A 20,196-nucleotide genomic window follows, 5' to 3' on the forward strand; every position below is an offset into this window, starting at 1 on the left:
GCCCGCCATGAACAGCACCGAACTGGTGGGCAGCCTGGCCGCCTGCCTGACCACCCTCAGCTTTTTGCCGCAGGCCTGGATGACCTGGCGCAGCCGCGACGTCAGTGGCATCTCGCTGGGCATGTACAGCGTGTTCACGCTGGGCGTGGCGCTGTGGCTGGTTTATGGCTTGCTGCTGTCGGCCTGGCCGGTGGTGGTGGCCAACGCCGTCACGCTGGTGCTGGCCTTGGCCATCCTGGTGATGAAGCTGCGCTACGGCCGCCGCCCGCCCCGGCGCTGACACCTCGCCCCTGGCTGGACCGGCGCGCCATGAAAAAAGCCGACCCAACGGTCGGCTTTTTTTCGGGGCGCCAGCGCGCTCAGAAGCGGTTGCGCACCCGCTCGTAGGCGAAATCACCGAACAAGCGGTGGGCCAGCGGGGTGGCGTACACCGAGTCGGCGTACACGGTGCGGAGGTAGTTGACACCGGACGCGATGGTGCCGGTGTTGCACAGCTTGGACGTCACGTGGGCGCCGGCGCTGATGCCAATGCCATCGGTGCCGCTGCCGGTGCTGGTGCAAGCCACCGCGACGGAGGTGTCGAAGCCGAAGTTCACTGGCTGGTTGGTCATCAGGTTGAAGTAGTTGGCGGCGTCCACATACAGCACCGGCGCACTGACAGGCACCGAGGTGATGAGCTCGGCGTTGAAGGCAATCGCCAGGGCGCTCAATGCCGCGTTTTGACCGGTGGCCGTGGCCCAGGGGGTTTTGCCCAGGTCATACACACCGGCCAGCGCCACCTGCTTGGCGCCGGCGTTGATCAGCCGCACCACCTGCGCGGCCAGCTCACGGCCGGCTTGTTTGACGTTGGCCAGGCGCTGGGCATCGCTCAGGCCGGTGTTGACAGTCTCGGCAATCAGGTCGCTGAAACCGCCACTGATCACCACGAAATCGGTGGCCTTGAGCGAGTCGCTGGCCAGAAAGGCATCGACCTGGGCGGTGATGGTGGGGCTGCTGCCACCGCCGGCGTCGGGTGTGGCGGTGACGCGGGCATTGCCCTGGGCGTAGCTGGTGCCGCCGGCGGACTTGGGCGTCAGCGTCAGGCCATACCGTGCGGCGAGTTCCAAGGTCCAGTTGTTGACGCTGCCGTCGTTGACGGTGTACTTGACGCCGCCCACCTGGCCTGCATCGCTGAAGGCATCACCGAACACCACCAGGCGGGTCGGGGTGACCTGGCCCACCACCGAGCCACCGCCGCAACCGGCCAACACAGCCCCTGCGACAGCGGCTGTTGCCAGCACCAGACGGCGCAAAACCGGGAAATTCATCATGCACTCTCCAAACAAAAAACGGCCCGCGAGGCGGCACCCAAGGCGCAGCGGGCAAGGCCGACCATCTTAACGTGCCCCTGTCAACTTGCCGCGGCGCGCCGCAGTCGGTCGGCGACACCCGCCCATTCCGGCGTGTCGGGTGGGGTTTCGACCCAGATCAGCCGCACCCCCTGGTCATCGAACTCGCGCAGCACACCGAACAGCAGCTGCGCCACCGCCAGCGGGTCGTCGGGCATGCGCCGGGCCCGCACCGCCTCGGTCCGCAGCTTGAGGCCTGTGCGTGACCACAGCGCGATGGCGCCCGGCACGGGTGCCTCGCTGCCGGCCAGCAGGTCGGCCGCGGTCTGCAGCGCGGCGGCGTCCATCAGCCGCACCGGCGCACGCGGCGCGTAATGAGCCTCCAGCGTACCGGAGGCGCGGGGCGCGGCGGCCAGGCCGTTGTTGCCCACCAGCGGCAGGCCACACACGGCCTCAATCTGCCCGGCCGTCAGCACCCCCGGCCGCAGCAGCACCGGCGCGCCGCGGGTGCAGTCAACGATGGCCGACTCGATGCCCACCGCACAGGGGCCGCCGTCCAGCACCAGCAGCCCGTCGCCGAACTCTCCCGCCACATGGGCGGCGGTGGTGGGGCTGACCCGACCGAACAGGTTGGCACTGGGCGCGGCCAGGCCGGCCACGCCACGCTGGGCACAGGCGGTCAGCAGGGCCAGCGCCACAGGATGATTGGGGCAGCGCAGGCCGACCGAGGCCTGGCCGCCGGCCGCGGCCGCGGCCACCTCGGGGCGGCGCGGCAAGATCAGGGTCAGCGGGCCAGGCCAGAAGGCCGCCATCAGCTGGCGCGCAAAGGCCGGCACCTCGGCGGCGAAGGCGGCTGCGCCTTCGGCGTTCGCCACATGGACGATCAGCGGGTGGTCGGCCGGCCGGCCCTTGGCGGCAAAAATCTGGGCCACCGCGTCCGGGTTGCTGGCGTCCGCCGCCAGGCCATACACCGTCTCGGTGGGCAAGCCCACCAGCCCACCAGCGCGCAGCCGCTCGGCGGCGTCGGCAATCGCCGCAGGGTCGTGGCCGGGCCGGATCATGGTGGGTGCGCTCAGAACGGCGCGATGCCCAGCAGCGCGGCGGCCTGCAGCGCCCGCTCGCGCACCACCGCCACCGTGGGACCGGTGATGTTCAGATGGCCCATCTTGCGGCCGGCCCGCGCCTCGGTCTTGCCATACAAGTGCAAATGCATGCCGGGCAGCGCCAGCAACTCGGCCCAGGGCGGCGTGCCCGCCGCCCACAAGTCACCCAGCAGATTGAGCATGATGGCGGGGCTGTGCAAACGCGGCATGGCCAGCGGCAGGCCCGCCATGGTGCGCACCTGCAGCGCGAACTGCGACACATCGCAAGCGTCCATCGTGTAATGGCCGCTGTTGTGTGGCCGCGGCGCGATCTCGTTGACCACCAGCGTGGGCTGGCCATCGGCGCCCTCGACCACAAAGAATTCCACACACAGCACGCCCACATAGGCCAGGCCATGGGCCACCGCCAGCGCACCGGCGATGGCCTGGGCGGCCAGCTCGGCCGGCAGGTTGCCCTCGTGGACCTCGGTCACGGCCAGGATGCCGTCGCGGTGCAGGTTGCGCTGCGGCGGGAAAAACACGGCCTGGCCGTCGCGGCCCCGGGCCACGATGACCGAGCACTCGGCCTGTAGCGGCAGCATCTTCTCCAGTACACAGGCCACACCGCCCAGGCGCTGCCAAGCGGCGGCCAATTCGTCGCGGCTGCGCACCCGCACCTGGCCCTTGCCGTCGTAGCCCATGCGGGCGGTTTTCAGGATGCCGGGCAGCAGCCCGTCGCCCACCGCGGCCAGGCTGGCGGCGTCGCTCACCACCGCGTGCGGCGCACAGGGCACACCGCAGCGCTGGAAATGGGCTTTTTCCTGGGCCCGGTCCTGGGCGATGGCCACCGCGTCGGCGCCGGGCGCCACCGGCCGGCGGGCCGCCAGGGTGGCCAGCGCCGGTGCCGGCACGTTCTCGAATTCGGTGGTGATGGCCGCACTCAGCGCGGCCAGCTGCTGCAGGCCGGCCGGGTCGTCGTAGGCGGTCAAAACATGGTGGTGGCTGACCAGCCCAGCCGGGCTGGTCGGGTCCGGGTCCAGCACCGCGGTTTGGTAGCCCATGGCCTGGGCGGCGTGCACGAACATGCGCCCCAGCTGGCCGCCCCCCATGACCCCGAGTGTGGCCCCCGGCAGGATGACGGGATCGTTCATGCGACCGGCGGCAAGCTCATGCCCCGCGCCACCTCGGTCTGCTCGGCGCGGAAGCGGTTCAGCTGCTCGCGCAAGGCCGGGTTGCCGTGCGCCAGCAGGGCCACCGCGAACAGGGCCGCGTTGGCGGCACCGGCCGCACCGATGGCGAAGGTGGCCACTGGCACGCCCTTGGGCATTTGCACGATGCTGTGCAGCGAGTCCACGCCTTGCAGGTGCTTGCTGGCCACCGGCACGCCCAACACCGGCACCGGGGTCTTGGCTGCCAGCATGCCGGGCAAATGCGCCGCGCCGCCGGCGCCGGCGATGATGGCGCGCAGGCCACGCGACTCGGCGGCTTCGGCATAGGCAAACATGTCGTCGGGCATGCGGTGGGCCGAGACCACCCGGGCCTCGTGCGCCACGCCGAACTGCTGCAGAATCTGCACCGCGTGCTGCATCGTGTCCCAGTCGCTGCTGGAACCCATCACCACGCCGATTTGAATTAGAGTCATAGGCCCCAACCTGAAGAACACCGCTCAATGGGCGCATCGGCGCCCCGCGGAAACCCCCGATTTTACTTTTTGGCTCCGCCCCCTTTTTCCATGACCGATGTGACCCTGCAAAACTTCGAGGCCGACGTGATCGTCGCCTCCCAGACCACGCCCGTGCTGGTGGACTTCTGGGCCGACTGGTGCGGCCCCTGCAAGGCCCTGGGCCCCATCCTGGAAAAGCTGGAAACCGCCTACGACGGCCGCTTCACGCTGGTCAAGGTCAACGCCGACCAGGAGCAGGAGCTGTGCAGCGCCTTTGGTGTGCGCAGCCTGCCCACCTGCATCCTGGTGGTGAACGGCAAACCGGTGGACGGCTTCATGGGCGCGCTGCCCGAAGGCAAGGTGCGCGAGTTCCTCGACAAGCATGTGCCCACCGAGGCCGAGCTGGCCGCCGAAGACCTGGAAGAAGAGGCGCTGGACGAGCTGGCCGACGGTGACATCGACACCGCGCTGGCCAAGCTGCAGCAGGCGCTGGCCGCCGACCCGGCCAACGACGGCGTGCGCTTCGATTGCGTCAAGCTGCTGATGCAGCTGGGCCGCAGCGACGACGCCAAGGTGGCCTTTGCCCCGGTGATCGCCAAGGCCAGCCAGAGCCAGCCGCTGGATGCCTTGCAGCGCTGGATGAATGCCTCTGATTTCGCAGCAGCGCTCCCAGACCTGGCAACGGCCCTGGCCGGTTTTGATGAAAAAATTGCCGCCAACAAGCGTGACTTTGACGCCCGCTTTGCCCGCGCCCAGCTGCTGATGGCCCAGCAGCGCTGGACCGAGGCGATGGACGAGTTGCTCGACATCCTGATGCGCGACAAGGCCTGGCACGAGGACCTGGCGCGCAAGACCTTCATCGCCATCCTGGCGCTGATCGAGCCGCCCAAGGCCAAGGTGGCCGACGGCCAGATCCCGCCACAAGACCCCACCGTGGCCAGCTACCGCCGCCGCCTCAGCAGCGTGGTGCTCAGCTGAGCAAACTCAACGGCCGTCTTTTACCGGGGAGGCCAGCGGCCAGCCGCTGAAAAAGCGCCAGGCCACCTCGGCGGCCTCGACATCGTGGTTCTGCGGCCCCACCAGCTTCTGGTAAAGCTTGCCGATGCGTTCGCTGCGGCTGGGCTCCACATGGCCACCGCCCTGCACCGTCACCAGCGCCACCCGGGCCGCCGAGCCCGCTTCGGGACCATAGGCCAGGCGCTCGAGCCGGGTGTCCGGCTCACTCGCCGGCACGGTCAGGCGGCGGGCCGGGCCAGGGGCCTGGTTGAAGCCCTGCCAGGCTGCGGCCGTCTGTTCGGCGCTGAGCACGCCGCCGCGCTGCGAGCGACCGGCTTTCACCTGGCCGCCCCCATAGGGCACGATGGGGTCGTCGGTGCCCATGAACAGCAAAGCCGGCACGGCCTGGGTGGGTGACGCACAAACGCTGTCGGCGGCCATCAGCCCGGACACTGCGGCAAAACCGGCCAGCGCCGGCTGCAGTTCCTGCGCCAGCCGCAAGACCATCATCGCGCCGTTGGACATGCCCATGGCGTACACACGGCGGGGGTCGACCTCGCCAGCGGCCACCAGCTTGTTCACCACCGCGCGGGCAAAGGCCACGTCGTCGGAGGCGGGCCGGCCCTCACCGTCGCGCCGGCAGTCGTTCCAGCCGGTCTGGCCGTCGCTGCCACGCAGGCCGTCGAGCGCGGCCACCAGCCAGCCTTCGCGGTCGGCAATGCGCAGCCAGACCGCCATCGGCGCGGCACTGCGGCGCTGACCCAGCACCTGGGCGGCATTGCCGCCATGGCCGTGCAACAGCAGCACCAGCGGGCGCGGGCTGGCCGTGGTGGTGGCCTGCGGCCGCCCCAGCAGAAAGGCCCGCGCGCCGTCGGCGGTGTCCACACTGTCGGGCGTGACGGTGGCGGCCGCGGCCGACAGGCTGGCCAGGGTCAGCAGGCCGGCGGCCAGCCAGCAGGTCAGGGACGGCTGGGCCATTCGGTGCCGCTCAGCCCAGCAGCCGCTGCATGGCCTCGAAGTACTTGGCGGCGGTTTTCTGCGCCACCTCGGGCGGCAGCGTGGGGGCCGGTGGCGACTTGTCCCAGGGCTGGCCGTTGACCTGGGCGGTCTCCAGCCAGTCGCGCAGAAACTGCTTGTCGAAGCTGGGCGGGTTGCTGCCTTCCACGTAGCGGTCGGCCGGCCAGTAGCGCGAGGAGTCGGGTGTCAGCACCTCGTCCATCAGCACCAGCGTGCCGTCTTTGTCGAGGCCGAACTCGAACTTGGTGTCGGCAATGATGATGCCCTTCTTGGCGGCGATCTCGCTGGCCGCGCTGTACAGCGCGATGCTCAGGTCGCGGATGCGGGTGGCCAGGTCCAGGCCGATCATCTCCACCGTGCGCTCGAAGGTGATGTTCTCGTCGTGCTCGCCCACCGCGGCCTTGGCGGCCGGGGTGTAGATGGGCTGGGGCAGCTTGCTGGCGTTCTGCAGGCCTTCGGGCAGCGGCACGCCGCAGACCGAGCGGCTGTCCTGGTACTCCTTCCAGCCGCTGCCGGCCAGGTAGCCGCGCACCACCGCCTCCACCGGGATGGGGTTCAGGCGCTTGACCAGCATGGCGCGGTCCTTGACCTGCGGCACCTCGGCGGGGCTGACCACGCTCTCGGGCGCCTGGCCGGTCAGGTGGTTGGGGCAGATGTGGCCCAGCTTGCCAAACCAGAACAGCGCCATCTGCGTCAGCAGCGCGCCCTTGCCGGGAATCGGCTCGCCCATGATGACGTCGAAGGCGCTGATGCGGTCGCTGGCCACCATCAGGATGCGGTCGTCGCCCACCGCGTAGTTGTCACGCACCTTGCCGCGCGCCAGCAGCGGCAAAGAGGTCAGGGTGGAGGTGTGCAGCGAGGGGCTCATGGGAGTGCAAACAGGCCAAAAGCACAATCATCGCATGGCTTGCTGAACGGCCTGCCGGCCCCCGGGGGCCGCCGCTACACTGGCGCGATGCAACGCATGGCCATCCTCACGAGCGGCGGCGACGCCCCCGGCATGAACGCGGCGATCCGCGCCGCCACCCGGGCCGCGCTGGCCCAGGGCTGGGAGGTGTTTGGGGTGCGCCACGGCTACGCCGGGCTGATCACCAACACCCTGACCCCGCTCACCGCCCGCGACGTGGGCGGCATCATCAACCAGGGCGGCACGGTGCTGGGCAGCGCCCGCAGCCCCGAATTCCGCACCCCCGAGGGCCAGGCCCGCGCGCTGGCCCACCTGGCCGCCCTTGGCATCGACAAGCTGGTGGTGGTGGGCGGCAACGGCTCGCAAACCGGCGCCCACGCGTTGTCAGCCGCTGGCCTGCAGGTGGCCGGCGTGGCCTCCACCATCGACAACGACCTGCTGGGCACCGACGTGACCATCGGCGTGGACACCGCCATCAACGTGACGCTGGAGGCCATTGACCGGCTGCGCACCACCGGCTCCTCGCACCAGCGTGGCTTTCTGGTGGAAACCATGGGCCGCGACTGCGGCTACATCGCGCTGATGGCCGGCATTGCCGGCGGTGCCGAGGTGATTGCCACGCCGGAATGCGAGGTCGACCCCCACAGCGTGGCCGAGCGCCTGCTGGCCGCCTACCAGCGCGGCAAGACCCACGCCATCGTGGTGGTGGCCGAGGGCGCGAAGCACGGCGCCCAGGCCATGCTGAAGCACTTTGCCGAGCACCGCGACCGGCTGGGCTTCGAGCTGCGCCACACCACGCTGGGCCATGTGGTGCGCGGCGGCATCCCCACCGCCGCCGACCGGGTGCTGGCCAGCCGGCTGGGCGCGGCCGCGGTCGAGCACCTGGCGCGTGGCGACCATGGCCGGCTGATGGGCCTGCGCGGCACCGCCATCGTGGCCACGCCGCTGGCCGAGGTGGCCGGCCAAACCAAACCGATTGACCTCGGCCTGGTGGCGATGGCGCGGGTGCTGGCGCAGTAGCCGCGCCAACTCAGCGGCGCGGGGCGGGGGGGAGCGTGTTGCCGGTGGAGCAGGCCACGCCGCCCACCGCGTTGGCACAGAACTGGCCGGTGGAGGTGACGAAGCCGCCCACCGCGGGCTGGGTGGCGGGCAGCGATTGCGGCTGGGGCCCGGCCTGCGGGCGCGGCCGGATGAGCAGCGGCGCCGAATAAGGCGCGGGGTAGGGCGCTGGCCCCACCTCGCGCACCACTTCACGCACCCCCTCATGGGTCGGCTCGGGCAGGCCACAGGCCACCCGCATGGCCTGCTCGGCCGCCCGCTGGCGGCGCGGGCCGGCCGACGAGCCGGCCACCAGCTCCTGCTCCCGGGCCGCCTGCCGGCATTCCGGGCTGCCCGATTTCTCAGCCTGCAGGTCGGCCGCGGTGCGACCCACCTGCGCCGCCGCCGGGATCGCAGCCGGTGTTTGCCGCTGCTCCAGCTGCTGACGCAGGCGCTGGTTCTCCTCGCGCAAGGCCGCCTCGCGGCCGGCCGACATGTCGATGGCGTTGGGCGTGATCTCCACCCGCCCGCCGGCACTGCCGCTGGCACAGGGCTGGTCGGTGTAGGTCAGCTGGCCGGCGCCGTTGCGGCACTGGTAGACCTGGGCCTGGGCGGGTGCGGCCAGGGTGATGAGCCCGGCCACCAGCCAACCGACGATGTGCGTGGGGGTCATGGGTGTTTCCTCAATTCGCAGGCGGCCGCGTGCCACCGACCCTTTACTTTACGAGCATTGCCGCGCGTTTGCAGCCCCCATCGCCGATGCCATGCAAAACGCGGCCGAAGCCGCGTTTTGCATGGGTGGGTTTGTGGCTCAGTTCACCACCTGCGCCAGCTCACCCTTGGCGTACTGCGCCGCCACCACCTGCAGGCTGTGGCCCTTGACCTTGGCGCCCTGGCCTTCACAGCCGAACTCGATGTAGCGCTGCTTGCAGATCGCCTTGGCGGCTTCGCGGGCCGGCTTGAGCCATTCGCGGGCGTCGAACTTGTCGGGGTTCTCGGCCAGGAACTTGCGCACCGCGCCGGTCATGGCCAGGCGGATGTCGGTGTCGATGTTGATCTTGCGCACGCCGTAACGGATGGCTTCCTGGATTTCCTTGACCGGCACGCCATAGGTCTGCTTCATCTTGCCGCCGTACTGGTTGATGATGTCCAGCAGGTCCTGCGGCACGCTGGAGCTGCCATGCATCACCAAATGGGTGTTGGGAATGCGGCGGTTGATTTCCTTGACCCGCGAAATCGCCAGGATGTCACCGGTGGGCGGGCGGCTGAACTTGTAGGCGCCATGGCTGGTGCCAATGGCAATGGCCAGCGCGTCGAGCTGGGTGGCCTTGACGAACTGGGCCGCCTCTTCGGGGTCGGTCAGCATCTGGCTGTGGTCCAGCTTGCCTTCGGCGCCGACGCCGTCTTCCTCGCCGGCCTCGCCGGTTTCCAGGTTGCCCAGGCAGCCCAGTTCACCCTCGACGGTCACGCCAACCTTGTGCGCCATGTCGACCACCTTGCGGGTCACGTCAACGTTGTAGGCGAAGTCGGCCGGGGTCTTGCCGTCTTCACGCAGCGAGCCGTCCATCATCACCGAGCCGAAGCCCAGGCCAATGGCGCCTTCGCAGATCTTGGGGCTGGTGCCGTGGTCCTGGTGCATCACCAGCGGAATGTGGGGGTAGGCTTCGCAGGCGGCCTGGATCAGGTGCTTGATGAAGGACTCGCCGGCGTATTTGCGGGCGCCAGCGCTGGCCTGCAGGATGACCGGTGCGCCCACTTCGTCGGCGGCGGCCATCACGGCCTGCACCTGTTCCAGGTTGTTGACGTTGAAAGCCGGAATGCCGTAGCCGTTGGCGGCGGCATGGTCCAGCAGCTCGCGCATCGAGACGAGTGCCATGGTGGTGGGTCCTTGAGGGAAGGGGCGGGCGCCCCCGGATTGAAACTCCCCCGATTTTACTTGGCCGCCACCCCGGCCTCGCTGACAGGCTCGCCGCGCACAAAGCGGGCCACCATGTCGGCCACTGGCGCCAGGAAGTTCAGCGGTGTGGCCACCGCCCCCAGGATGGTGATGTGGTTGACGCTGTCGAACAGCTGCACCGTGGTGGCCACGCCGGCCTGCTTGAGCCGGTTCGCCAGCGCCAGGGTGTTGCGGCTGGGGCTGACCAGCTTGTCCTCGCGGGCCGCCAGCAGCAGGGTTTTGGGCGCCGCCGGGCTGGTGTGCGCCACCGGCTGCGAGTCGGCCGGGGTGTCGGGCCAGTTGAAGGCCACCTGCACCTCGGGGATGCCGATGGGCAGAAACTCGTAGGCGCCGGCAATGCCGGCCCAGCCGGCCAGCTGCGCGGGCTGCAAACCCACCGCGCCCAGCCAGCGCGGGTCCAGCGCCACCATGGCGGCGTTGTAGCCGCCAGCGCTGTGGCCCACCACAAAGATGCGCTGCGGGTCGGCCCCCAGCTCGGCGGCGTGGTCAAAGGCCCACTTCACCGCGGACGCGCTGTCCTGCACAAAGCCAGGGTAACGCACCGCCGGGCTGAGCCGGTAGTCGGCCACCAGCGTGGCAATGCCGCGCGAGGCCAGGGCCTCGCCGACAAAGCGGTAGTCGGCGCGGTCGCCGGTGGTCCAGCTGCCGCCATAGAAAAACACCACCAGCGGCGGCTTGGTGGCGCCCACAGTGGCCGGCAGCGGCAGGTAGATGTCGAGCTGCTGGCGCGGGTCAGGCCCGTAGGCTGCGCTGGGCCGCGACACATAGGTGCTGGTGGGCACCAGTTTGTCGAGGATGGCGGTGGACGAGCAGCCGGACAGCAGCGCCATCAGCGCCGCCCACAGTGCGCCCCAGCGCAACCAGCGGCGGCGCGAGGCGGGGGGGACAGGAAGAACCAGGGTCATGGGGACAGTACGGCGCCGGCGATGCGGTGGTTTCAGCCGGCGCGGCAGATTTTCAGCATGTTGGTGCCGCCCGGTGCGCCCATGGGCTCGCCGCAGGTGATGGCGTAGACATCGCCGCTTTGCACGATGTCACGGCTTTTCAAATGGGCTTCGGCCTGGGCCAGCGCGGTGTCGCGGTCGATGCTGGTGTCCATCAGCAGCGGCCGCACGTTGCGGTACAGCGCCATCTTGCGCTGGGTGGCGATCTTGGGCGTCAGCGCGTAGATGGGCACATGGATGCGGTGGCGGCTCATCCACAGCGCGGTGGAGCCACTCTCGGTCATGGCCACGATGGCCTTAGCGCCCAGGTGGTGGGCGGTGAACAGCGCGCCCATGGCAATCGACTGGTCGATGCTGCGGAAGGTGCGGCCGGTGAAATCGGCGTCCAGCTCCACATGCTCGGCCTCTTCGGCCACCGAGCAGATCTTGGCCATCTCCAGCACGGTTTCCAGCGGGTAGCGGCCGGACGCGGTTTCGGCGCTGAGCATCACCGCATCAGTGCCGTCCAGCACCGCATTGGCCACATCGCTGACCTCGGCGCGGGTGGGCACCGGCGCGGAGATCATACTCTCCATCATCTGGGTGGCGGTGATGACCACCTTGTCCATCTCGCGGGCCAGCTTGATCATGCGTTTTTGCAGCGCCGGCACCACCGCGTTGCCCACCTCCACCGCCAGGTCGCCGCGGGCCACCATGATGCCGTCGCTGGCCTTGAGGATTTCCTCCAGCAGCGGGATGGCCTCGGCGCGCTCGATCTTGGCAATCAGGTGCGGCCGGTGGCCATAGGGCGCGGCCGCCACGTTGCACAGCTGGCGGGCCATGGCCATGTCGGTGGCGTTCTTGGGGAAGCTCACCGCCACATAGTCGGCCTGGAAACTCATCGCGGTGACGATGTCTTCCATGTCCTTGGCGGTGAGGGCCGGCGCGGTCAGGCCGCCGCCCTGCTTGTTGATGCCCTTGTTGTTGGACAGCTCGCCGCCCACCTTGACGGTGGTGTGCACCGCGTCGCCCTGCACGCTGTCCACGGTGAGCACGATCAGGCCGTCGTTCAGCAGCAGCAGGTCGCCGCGCTTCACATCGCGTGGCAGCTCCTTGTAGTCCAGACCCACGCCCGACAAATCACCTGGCGTACTGCGCGAGGCGTCCAGCACAAAGGCCGCACCCGACACCAGCATCACCTTGCCCTCGGCGAACTTGCCGACGCGGATCTTGGGGCCTTGCAGGTCGGCCATGATGGCCACCTCGCGGCCGGCCCGTTGCGAGACCTCGCGCACCAGCGTGGCGCGGTTGATGTGGTCTTGCGCCGAGCCGTGGCTGAAGTTCAGCCGCACCACGTTGACCCCGGCGCGAATCATCTGCTCCAGCAACACCGGGTCGCTGGAGGCGGGGCCGAGGGTGGCAACAATCTTGGTGGCGCGTTGGGCCATGGGGGAACACTCCTGGGGAAATCGGTGGGGCGCCAGACAGCGCCTCGGGCACTGATTCTGGCACCGACGGTGTGACACCGTCCGGCCCGGGGGCAAGGCCACCGGCCCGGACGGCCCGGCCGGACTCAGCTGGCGCGCTTTTGCAGCACCTCGAAGGCCGGCAGGGTTTTGCCCTCCAGCACCTCCAGAAAGGCGCCGCCACCGGTGGAGATGTAGCCGATGTCCTTCTCGATGCCGTACTTGGCAATGGCGGCCAGCGTGTCACCGCCGCCGGCGATACTGAAGGCCGGCGAATGGGCGATGGCCGCGGCCAGCGTGCGGGTGCCGCCGGCGAACTGGTCGTACTCGAACACACCCATCGGGCCGTTCCACACCACGGTACCGGCCTGGGCAATGATGGTGGCCAGCTGGGCCGCGGTGCGCGGGCCGATGTCCAGAATCAAATCGTCCTCACGGACCTCGGTGGCGGCGACCTTGTTGGCCCGGGCCATGGCGGCGAACTCGTTGGCCACCACCACGTCGACCGGAATCGGCACCTCGGCGCCGCGGGCCCGCATCATCTCGATGATGGCCTTGGCCTCCCCCACCAGGTCGGGCTCGGCGAGGCTCTTGCCGATGGGAAAGCCCTCGGCCAGCAAAAAGGTGTTGGCGATGCCACCGCCGACGATGAGCTGGTCCACATTGGCGGCCAGGCTTTTCAAGATGGTCAGCTTGGTGCTGACCTTGGAGCCGGCGACGATGGCCACCAGCGGGCGCTTGGGCGCCTGCAAGGCCTTGGAGATGGCGTCCATCTCGGCCGCCAGCAGCGGGCCGGCACAGGCCACGGGTGCGTACTGGGCGATGCCATAGGTGCTGGCCTCGGCGCGGTGGGCCGTGCCAAAGGCGTCGTGCACAAAAATGTCGCACAGCGCGGCCATCTTGCGGGCCAGCGCCTCGTTGTTCTTTTTCTCGCCGGGGTTGAGGCGGCAGTTCTCCAGCATCACCACCTCGCCGGGCGCCACGGTCACGCCGTCGACCCATTTGGCCACCAGCGGCACCGGCCGGCCCAGCAACTCGCCCAGCCGCTTGGCCACCGGGGCCAGCGAGTCCTCGGGCTTGAACTCACCCTCGGTGGGCCGGCCGAGGTGCGAGGTGACCATGACCGCCGCACCGGCGTCCAGCGCCATGCGGATGCAGGCCACCGAGGCGCGGATGCGGGTGTCTTCGGTGATGTGACCGGCCTCATCCTGCGGCACGTTCATGTCGGCACGGATGAAAACACGTTTGCCAGTGGCTTGGCCCTGGGCACAGAGGTCGGAGAAGCGGATGAATTGCATGACAGGGGGCGCGTTGGCCGCGCAACGGGGGTAAAACGAGAAGGATAAGGCGAAACCCGGGGGTCTGGCTTCAGATCGGCTTCAGCAAGCGCTCACTACACTCGCAGGTTATCTCGAACGCCAGTTCGAATTTTCCCATGCCCGCCCCCTCCTCCCCGCTTCTGTCCGCCGCCACCTCCTGGCCGGCGGAAGCGCCGTCGCCGCTGCGACGGCGGCTGGGCATTGCCTGGCTGGCGTGCCTGTTTCTCACCATGGCCTGGGACGCGTCGGGGCTGGACATCGAGGTGATGCGCGGCCTGGGTGGCCCAACCGGCTTCCCGTTGGCCCACCATTGGCTGCTGCAAACCGTGTTGCACCAGAGTGTGCAAAAGCTCAGCACGCTGGTGTTTGTGGCCATGTGGTTGACGGTGGTCTGGCCGCTGGGCCCCTGCCGGGCCTGGTCCCGACCGGAACGGCTGGCGGTGGCCGTCAGCGTCACGCTGGCGCTGGCCACCATCAGCGGGCTCAAGCAATTCAGCCACACCAGCTGCCCCTCCAGCCTGATCGAATTCGGTGGCCCGGCGGCCTATGTGTCGCACTGGGCCTGGGGCGTCAGCGACGGTGGCACCGGCCATTGTTTTCCCGGTGGCCATGTGTCGTCGGCCTTTGGGTTCATCGCCCTGGCCTTCCCCTGGCTGGCCCGCCGCGATGCGCGCAGCCAGCGGCTGGGCGCATCGCTGTTGGGCGGCCTGGTGCTGTTCGGCCTGGTGCTGGGGCTGTCGCAAACCCTGCGCGGTGCGCATTTCCCCAGCCACACGCTGTGGAGCCTGTGGCTGTGCGCCACCGTCAGCGAAGCCAGCTGGCGGGCCTGCCAGTGGCTGGCCCGCCGCCCGGCTCACCGCCTGGGCTGAACGGCCGCTTCACCAGCCCCAGAGCAGGTGCAGCGGCAGGTAGACCGCCATGCCGGCCAGAATGGTGCCCAGCACCGCCTGGCCCCGTCCCCGACGCCAGAAAAAGAACAAGGCCCCGGCGGCCGCACCGAACAGCCGCGCGTCCTGCCAGGTGGTGGGCAGGCCACCGTTCTGCATCACCACCTCGGGCGCAATGACCGCCACCAGCGCGGCGATCGGTGCGTACTGCAGGCCCCGCTGGGCCCAGTCCGGCAGGCGCCAGGGCCGGCTGGAGATGAAAAAGAAGGCGCGCGACACCACCGTCACCACCGCCAGGCCGGCGATCACCGTCAGCGTCCACAGGTCGGTGACGCCGGGCGTGCTCATGGTGGCGGGGCCTCGGCGGGCGGCCTGGCGCGCTCCAGCACCAGGCACAGCGCCACGGCGGCGGCGATCGCCACCACGATGTTGAGCTTGAACGGCAGCGCAAAGGCCGCCACCGCCGCCGCCCCGGCCACCCCGGCGGCCACGCCACGCAGCGGGCTGGTGGCCAGCGAACAACCGATGCCCAGCAGCGCCAGGATGCCGGCAAAGCCCAGGCCCCAGGCCATGGGCACCGAATGGGCCAGCGCAATGCCCAACAGGCTGGCGCCCTGCCAGCTGAACCAGTTCAGCACATTGCCGCCGGCCAGGTAGGCCTGCTCGCTGGCCCGGCCGGCGGGGTCTGTGGCTGGCCGCGGGTGGCGGCGGGTGAACAGCACATAGCTCAGGTCGGTGGTCAGGTAGCCGGTGGCCAGCCGGCGGGCCAGCGGCAAATGCATCATGTAGGCCCGCAAATGGGCGCTGAACACCACAAAGCGCAGGTTGACGCAAAAGGCGGTGACCAGAATCACCAGCATGGGCGCACCGGCGGCAATCAGCGGCATCGCGGCCAGCTGCGAGCTGCCGGCAAACACCAGCAGCGTCATGGCCACCGCTTCGACCAGGCTCAGGCCCGACTTGACCATGGCCACGCCGGTCATCAGCCCCCAGGCCGCCATGCCGGGTGCGACCGCCATCATGTCCCGCGCGCCGTCGCGGAAGGACGGGTTGGCCAGGGCCTGCCGCAGCGGGGCCATTCAGCCGCCGAGCCGCTGGCCCGCTTGCAAGGGGAAACCGTGCAGAAACTCGGCCACCGGCAGCCGCTTGCCGCCGGCCCGCTGCAAGGCGGTCAGCCGCAGTGCGCCCTGGCCGCAGCGCACCGTCACGCCCTGCGGGTTCACCGCCAGGATCTGCCCCGGGGCGGCGGCGAGGTCGCCATGGTCGACCTCGACCTCGGCACACCAGAGCTTGATGGCCACCCCGTCCAGCGTGGTCGCGGCCACCGGGAAGGGGTCGAAGGCCCGCAGCTGGCGGGCGATCTGTCCGGCCGGCAAAGCCCAGTCCACCAGCGCCTCGTGTTTCTCGATCTTGTGGGCGTAGCAAACACCGGCTTCAGGCTGCTTCACGGGATGGAACCCACCGCAGGCGGCAATCTCCAGCGCCTCGACGATCAGCCGGCCGCCCAGATGGGCCAGGCGGTCGTGCAGCGTGGCGGTGGTGTCGGTGGGCCGGATGGCCAGGCGCTCCACCAACAGCATGTCGCCGGTGTCCAGGCCGGCGTCCATCTGCATGATGGTGATGCCGGTCTCGGTGTCACCGGCTTCGATGGCCCGGTGGATGGGCGCAGCGCCGCGCCAGCGCGGCAGCAGCGAACCATGAATGTTCAGGCAGCCGAGCCGGGGGGCGTCCAGGGTCCACTGCGGCAGGATCAGCCCATAGGCGGCCACCACCATCACGTCGGCCTGCGCCCCCAGGATGGCCTCGCGGGCCGCAGCGGCGTCTTCAGGGAATTTCCCGTCCAGCCGCAGGCTGCGCGGCTGGGCCACTGGCAGGTGGTGGTCGAGTGCGAACTGCTTGACGGCCGAGGCCTGCAACTTCATGCCGCGGCCGGCCGGCCGGTCGGGTTGCGTCAGCACCAGCGGGACGCTGAAGCCCGCGCGGTGCAAGGCCTCGATCGCGACGCGGGCGAATTCCGGGGTGCCCGCGAAGACGACCCTCAACGCGCAACCTCGCGCTGCGCCTTGACCATCTTGGTCTTGATGCGGTTGCGCTTGAGCGGTGACAAGTACTCCACAAACACCTTGCCCAGCAGGTGGTCCATCTCGTGCTGGATGCACACCGCCAGCAGGCCGTCGGCCTCCACGGTGCGGCGCTCGCCATTCAGGTCCAGCGCCGAGACCTTGACCGCCACCGAGCGGGCCACGCCGTCGTAGATGCCGGGCACCGACAGACAGCCTTCGTCACCGACCTGGGTTTCGGGGCTGGCCCACACCAGCTCGGGGTTGATCAGCACCAGCGGCTGGTCGCGCTCTTCGCTGGTGTCGATGACCACCACCCGCTCGTGCACGTCGACCTGGGTGGCGGCCAGGCCGATGCCACTGGCGTCGTACATCGTGGCCAGCATGTCGGCCACCAGGGTGCGGATGCGGCCGTCGACGGCGGCCACGGGCTGGGCCACCTTGTGCAGGCGGGCATCGGGATAACAAAGAATGGGCAGGAGGGCCATGGAATGAAGAGAGAATCGGTGTGGGTATTTTCGCTACTTTGGGATGGTTTGGCCCATTGCCAGCCCGATAAGCGTTGCCCAATCCAGGGCTTGGGCGCAAAATTCGAGCCAATTTGTAAAAGTTTTCAACCACGCCAGACCCTGTCACCAGGGCCTGGAGACCGGGTCCGCCGGGGGCAACTCTTGAAAAAGCACCACACCCAATCGCACCAAACGTTTCCGCTGTGGGCCCTGCGCACCACCGCCGCCGTCCTCTTCGCTGGCGGTCTGACCACCGCCCTGGCGCAGGCGGTGCCGAATTTCCCCATCACCGCCGGGCAACGCGCCACCGCCCAGCAGGTGGCCAGCACCGGTGTGCCGCTGAGCGAGCTGGCCCCCAACGCGCCCGACACCTACGTCATCAAAAAAGGCGACACGCTGTGGGCCATCTCCGGCCTGTTCCTCAAAAGCCCGTGGCGCTGGCCCGAGCTGTGGGGCATGAACCTGGATGACATCCGCAACCCCCACCTGATCTACCCGGGCCAGGAGCTCTACCTGGACAAAACAGGCGGCCGGGCCCGGCTGCGCATGGGCCGGGCCGGCGCGTCCGACGCCACCGACGCGTCGGGCACGGTGCGGCTCTCGCCGCGGGTGCGCAGCACACCGGCGCCGGGCGACGCCATTCCCACGCTGTCGCCCAACCTGATCGAGCCCTTCCTGGCCGACGCCACCATCATCGAACCGGCCGACATCGAGGCCGCACCGCGCATCGTGGCCGCCCCCGATGGCCGGGTCATGCTGACCCGCGGTGACCGCGCCTATGCCCGTGGCAAGCTGATGGCCGGCGACCAGGCGCCGCGCTACCACCGCATCTTCCGCAACGCTACCCCGCTGAAGGACCCGACCACCGGCGAAATCCTGGGCTACGAGGCCATGCTGGTGGGCCGCTCGGAGCTGGTGCGCAGCGAAAGCAGCCAGCCCATTCCAGGCAGCGACAAGGGCACGGAAATCGTGCCGGCCACCATCGACATCCTGGCCGCCAAGGAAGAAATGCGGGTCGGCGACCGGCTGCTGCCCGAGCCGCCGCGCGACTTCTTCGTCTACGCGCCCCGGGCCCCTGAAACCCCCATCAACGCCCAGGTGGTGTCGATCTACGGCAGCGCGGTGCGCTACGCGGCGCAAAACCAGGTCGTGACCATCAACAAAGGCCAGCGCGACGGCGTCGAGCGTGGCCATGTGCTGGCCATCCTGAAGGAAGGCGGTCGCATCGTCGACAAGACCGACCCCAGCCGGCCGACCATCAAGCTGCCCGACGAACGCAACGGCCTGCTAATGGTGTTCCGCACCTTCGACCGGGTGTCCTACGCGCTGGTGCTGCAGATCGCCGAAGGCGTGAAGGTGGGCGACCGGCTGGTCAACCCACGCTGAGCCCCATGGCCCTCCCCGAGCGCACCGCCTGGCTCAGGCTGGCGCTCACCGAGGGCATTGGCAACGACACCGCCCGTCGCCTGCTGGCCGCCTTCGGTCCCCCGGAGGCGGTCTTTTCCCAAAGCCTCACCGCCTTGCGCCAGCTGGTCAGCGCCGCCCAGGCCCAGGCGCTGCTGACAGAACCCCCCACCCTGACCGAGCAGGTGGCGCTGACCGAGGCCTGGCTGGCCGGCGCCGAGCCCGGCATCCCGCGCCAGCTGCTGACCCTGGCCGACCCGGCCTACCCCACCGCCCTGCTGCAGACCGCCGACCCGCCGCTGATGCTGTACACCCAGGGCAGCGTGGCGGTGGCCGAGATCGGCCCGGCCATGGCCATCGTGGGCAGCCGCAACCCCACGCCGCAGGGTGCGGCCAACGCCCAGGCCTTTGCCAGCGCCCTGGCCCAGGCCGGACTGACGGTGGTGTCGGGCCTGGCACTGGGCATCGACGGGGCGGCCCACAGCGGGGCGCTGGCGGTGGGTGGCGCCACGGTGGCGGTGGTGGGCACCGGGCTGGACCGGGTCTACCCACGCCAGCACCGCGAGCTGGCCCACCGCATCGCGCGCTGCGGCTTGCTGGTGAGTGAATTTCCGCTGGGCACACCGCCGCTGGCCCACCATTTCCCGCGCCGCAACCGCATCATTGCCGGGCTGAGCCAGGGCACGCTGGTGGTCGAGGCCGCGCTCGCCTCGGGCTCGCTGATCACCGCCAAACAGGCGCTGGAGCAGGGCCGCGAGGTGTTTGCCATCCCCGGCTCCATCCATGCGCCGCAGTCGCGCGGCTGCCACGCGCTGATCCGCCAGGGCGCCAAGCTGGTGGAGTCGGCGCAAGATGTGCTGGAGGAACTGCCCTTGTTCACCGCCAAGGCCACCATGCATGAACCCGCAGCGGTGAGCGACCAAAATGGCCAGGAAGACCCGCTGCTGGCCGCGCTGGGCCACGACCCGGTGAGCCTGGACGCGCTGCAGGCCCGCACCGGCCTGCCCACCGCCCGTCTGCAGGCCGGGCTGCTGACGCTGGAGCTGGACGGCCAGGTGGCGCGCTTGCCGGGCGGCCTGTTCCAACGTCAGGCCCAGGGCTGATGCCGGCCACCAGGGCTGCCCCAGCCCATGTGCGATACCATCGGAGCTATGTTTGAAGTGCTTGTGTTCGTCTACGAAAACTATTGGCGTGGTGACGCCTGCCCCGAGTTGCCCCAGCTGGGCCGCAAACTCAGCGCGGTGGGTTTTGACGCTCATGAGATCGAAGACGCGCTGCACTGGCTGGACGGTCTGAACCTGGCTGCGGTGGCCGAGGCCTCGAACAGCCCGGTCCACCCCCAGTCGGCACACAGCCTGCGGGTCTACTCCGCGCAGGAACAAGACCACCTGGGCGCCAAATGCCTGGGCTTCGTGAGCTTTCTGGAATCGGCCGGCGTGATGACCGCCTCGCTGCGCGAGATCGTCATCGACCGCGCCATGGCCGCCCCCGGCGGCCCGGTGTCGGTGGACGACCTGAAGATCATCGTGATGATGGTTTACTGGCGCTTCGGCCAGGCGCCCGACGCGCTGGTGCTGGACGAGCTCACCGACGACCGCAGCGCCCGCCTCGCGCACTGAGCGCCCCTGCCCGCCTGCGGT

Annotated in this window: 22 protein-coding genes; 7 read left to right on the top strand and 15 right to left on the bottom strand. The window is 69.6% G+C overall.

Annotation, left to right across the window (positions count from 1 at the left end):
- The first annotated feature begins 7 nt into the window (after positions 1-7).
- Positions 8-280 (top strand): SemiSWEET transporter, encoded by a 273-nt coding sequence (locus tag AC4BAR_RS11725; protein ID WP_490628047.1) that lies wholly within the window; start codon positions 8-10, stop codon positions 278-280.
- A 79-nt stretch (positions 281-359) separates the two neighbouring features.
- Here the strand turns inward: AC4BAR_RS11725 and AC4BAR_RS11730 are convergent, their stop codons facing one another.
- From AC4BAR_RS11730 to purE, 4 genes are all read right to left on the bottom strand, one after another.
- Positions 360-1,307 carry an SGNH/GDSL hydrolase family protein gene (locus AC4BAR_RS11730; protein WP_490628048.1) on the bottom strand — a complete coding sequence of 316 codons (948 nt, stop codon included), beginning with the start codon at positions 1,305-1,307 and terminating at the stop codon, positions 360-362.
- 83 nt (positions 1,308-1,390) lie between these two features.
- Positions 1,391-2,389 (bottom strand): L-threonylcarbamoyladenylate synthase, encoded by a 999-nt coding sequence (locus AC4BAR_RS11735; protein ID WP_490628049.1) that lies wholly within the window; start codon positions 2,387-2,389, stop codon positions 1,391-1,393.
- Positions 2,390-2,400: 11 nt separating this feature from the next.
- Positions 2,401-3,561 (bottom strand): 5-(carboxyamino)imidazole ribonucleotide synthase, encoded by a 1,161-nt coding sequence (locus tag AC4BAR_RS11740; protein WP_490628050.1) that lies wholly within the window; start codon positions 3,559-3,561, stop codon positions 2,401-2,403.
- Complete coding sequence (purE, locus tag AC4BAR_RS11745; RefSeq protein WP_490628051.1) at positions 3,558-4,052, bottom strand: 5-(carboxyamino)imidazole ribonucleotide mutase; 495 nt, start codon at positions 4,050-4,052, stop codon at positions 3,558-3,560. The genes AC4BAR_RS11740 and purE overlap by 4 nt, the downstream gene beginning before the upstream one ends.
- A gap of 90 nt (positions 4,053-4,142) precedes the next feature.
- Between purE and trxA the strand changes: the two genes are divergently transcribed.
- Positions 4,143-5,051, top strand: a complete 909-nt coding sequence (gene trxA, locus AC4BAR_RS11750; RefSeq protein ID WP_490628052.1) for a thioredoxin — start codon at positions 4,143-4,145, stop codon at positions 5,049-5,051.
- Between the two features lie 6 nt (positions 5,052-5,057).
- Here trxA and AC4BAR_RS11755 read toward each other — a convergent pair whose 3' ends face one another.
- Positions 5,058-6,047 carry a CE1 family esterase gene (locus AC4BAR_RS11755; protein ID WP_490628053.1) on the bottom strand — a complete coding sequence of 330 codons (990 nt, stop codon included), beginning with the start codon at positions 6,045-6,047 and terminating at the stop codon, positions 5,058-5,060.
- 10 nt (positions 6,048-6,057) lie between these two features.
- Positions 6,058-6,954 (bottom strand): phosphoribosylaminoimidazolesuccinocarboxamide synthase, encoded by an 897-nt coding sequence (locus tag AC4BAR_RS11760; protein ID WP_490628054.1) that lies wholly within the window; start codon positions 6,952-6,954, stop codon positions 6,058-6,060.
- Positions 6,955-7,041: 87 nt separating this feature from the next.
- Here AC4BAR_RS11760 and AC4BAR_RS11765 point away from each other — a divergent pair, with 87 nt between their 5' ends.
- Positions 7,042-8,013, top strand: a complete 972-nt coding sequence (locus AC4BAR_RS11765) for an ATP-dependent 6-phosphofructokinase (protein ID WP_490628055.1) — start codon at positions 7,042-7,044, stop codon at positions 8,011-8,013.
- Between the two features lie 10 nt (positions 8,014-8,023).
- Here the strand turns inward: AC4BAR_RS11765 and AC4BAR_RS11770 are convergent, their stop codons facing one another.
- From AC4BAR_RS11770 to AC4BAR_RS11790, 5 genes are all read right to left on the bottom strand, one after another.
- On the bottom strand, positions 8,024-8,704 hold the full coding sequence (locus tag AC4BAR_RS11770) for a DUF4124 domain-containing protein (RefSeq protein ID WP_490628056.1): 681 nt from the start codon (positions 8,702-8,704) through the stop codon (positions 8,024-8,026).
- A gap of 138 nt (positions 8,705-8,842) precedes the next feature.
- Positions 8,843-9,907: a class II fructose-bisphosphate aldolase gene (gene fba / locus AC4BAR_RS11775; protein ID WP_490628057.1), complete on the bottom strand. Its 1,065-nt coding sequence runs from the start codon at positions 9,905-9,907 to the stop codon at positions 8,843-8,845.
- Between the two features lie 56 nt (positions 9,908-9,963).
- The gene (locus tag AC4BAR_RS11780; RefSeq protein ID WP_490628058.1) at positions 9,964-10,893 is read right to left on the bottom strand and encodes an alpha/beta hydrolase; all 930 of its coding nucleotides are present in this window, start codon (positions 10,891-10,893) and stop codon (positions 9,964-9,966) included.
- Positions 10,894-10,925: 32 nt separating this feature from the next.
- Positions 10,926-12,359, bottom strand: coding sequence for a pyruvate kinase (gene pyk / locus AC4BAR_RS11785; protein ID WP_490628059.1), 1,434 nt, complete (start codon positions 12,357-12,359; stop codon positions 10,926-10,928).
- A 125-nt stretch (positions 12,360-12,484) separates the two neighbouring features.
- Positions 12,485-13,675, bottom strand: a complete 1,191-nt coding sequence (locus AC4BAR_RS11790) for a phosphoglycerate kinase (protein WP_490628060.1) — start codon at positions 13,673-13,675, stop codon at positions 12,485-12,487.
- Positions 13,676-13,812: 137 nt separating this feature from the next.
- Here AC4BAR_RS11790 and AC4BAR_RS11795 point away from each other — a divergent pair, with 137 nt between their 5' ends.
- On the top strand, positions 13,813-14,565 hold the full coding sequence (locus AC4BAR_RS11795; protein WP_490628061.1) for a phosphatase PAP2 family protein: 753 nt from the start codon (positions 13,813-13,815) through the stop codon (positions 14,563-14,565).
- A 9-nt stretch (positions 14,566-14,574) separates the two neighbouring features.
- Here AC4BAR_RS11795 and AC4BAR_RS11800 read toward each other — a convergent pair whose 3' ends face one another.
- From AC4BAR_RS11800 to def, 4 genes are read right to left on the bottom strand one after another with little or no spacing between them, the layout of a single operon-like run.
- Complete coding sequence (locus AC4BAR_RS11800) at positions 14,575-14,931, bottom strand: AzlD domain-containing protein (RefSeq protein ID WP_490628062.1); 357 nt, start codon at positions 14,929-14,931, stop codon at positions 14,575-14,577.
- Positions 14,928-15,662, bottom strand: a complete 735-nt coding sequence (locus tag AC4BAR_RS11805) for an AzlC family ABC transporter permease (protein WP_490628063.1) — start codon at positions 15,660-15,662, stop codon at positions 14,928-14,930. Before AC4BAR_RS11805 ends, AC4BAR_RS11800 begins: the two co-directional genes overlap by 4 nt.
- The gene (gene fmt, locus AC4BAR_RS11810; RefSeq protein ID WP_490628064.1) at positions 15,663-16,625 is read right to left on the bottom strand and encodes a methionyl-tRNA formyltransferase; all 963 of its coding nucleotides are present in this window, start codon (positions 16,623-16,625) and stop codon (positions 15,663-15,665) included.
- Positions 16,622-17,131 carry a peptide deformylase gene (gene def, locus AC4BAR_RS11815; protein WP_490628065.1) on the bottom strand — a complete coding sequence of 170 codons (510 nt, stop codon included), beginning with the start codon at positions 17,129-17,131 and terminating at the stop codon, positions 16,622-16,624. Before def ends, fmt begins: the two co-directional genes overlap by 4 nt.
- A gap of 183 nt (positions 17,132-17,314) precedes the next feature.
- On the opposite strand from def, the gene AC4BAR_RS11820 reads away from it, so the two are divergent.
- Genes AC4BAR_RS11820 through AC4BAR_RS11830 form a run of 3 tightly spaced genes read left to right on the top strand, consistent with a single transcriptional unit; the run spans position 17,315 to position 20,175 of the window.
- Entirely contained in the window at positions 17,315-18,538 is a 1,224-nt protein-coding gene (locus AC4BAR_RS11820; RefSeq protein WP_490628066.1) for a LysM peptidoglycan-binding domain-containing protein, read from the top strand.
- A gap of 5 nt (positions 18,539-18,543) precedes the next feature.
- Positions 18,544-19,659: a DNA-processing protein DprA gene (gene dprA / locus AC4BAR_RS11825; RefSeq protein WP_490628067.1), complete on the top strand. Its 1,116-nt coding sequence runs from the start codon at positions 18,544-18,546 to the stop codon at positions 19,657-19,659.
- A gap of 48 nt (positions 19,660-19,707) precedes the next feature.
- Complete coding sequence (locus AC4BAR_RS11830; protein WP_490628068.1) at positions 19,708-20,175, top strand: Smg family protein; 468 nt, start codon at positions 19,708-19,710, stop codon at positions 20,173-20,175.
- The last annotated feature ends 21 nt before the right edge of the window (positions 20,176-20,196 follow it).

Source organism: Rhodoferax sp. SPJ4, from assembly GCF_058216275.1.